The organism is Pseudoalteromonas sp. SIMBA_162 (genome assembly GCF_046535955.1).
Classification (GTDB): Bacteria; Pseudomonadota; Gammaproteobacteria; order Enterobacterales; family Alteromonadaceae; genus Pseudoalteromonas; species Pseudoalteromonas marina.
This window is the reverse complement of record NZ_JAWJBQ010001286.1, coordinates 1-233: the sequence shown is the minus strand read 5'-3', so window position 1 is coordinate 233 and position 233 is coordinate 1. Positions and strand designations below refer to the sequence as shown.

Genomic DNA, 233 nt, shown 5'->3' with positions numbered 1-233 from the left:
ACTTCGGCGGCAAGGTGCACGGCGGCGCGCTGATGAAGTGGATCGACGAGGTCGCGTATGCGTGCGCGGCCGTGTGGTCGAGCCGCTATTGCGTGACGGTGAGCGTCGGCAACATCCGGTTCCAGCGGCCGATTCTGGTCGGCAATCTGGTCGAGCTGAAGGCGCGCGTCGTCGCGACGGGCCGCACCAGCATGCACATTCACGTGTCCGTGCACGCCGGCGATCCGAAGGGC

Annotated in this window: 1 protein-coding gene; it reads left to right on the top strand. The window is 67.4% G+C overall.

What is annotated here, in order from left to right:
• A partial coding sequence (locus tag R0J88_RS23785; protein WP_410901426.1) for an acyl-CoA thioesterase occupies window positions 1-233 on the top strand: 233 nt, incomplete at both ends.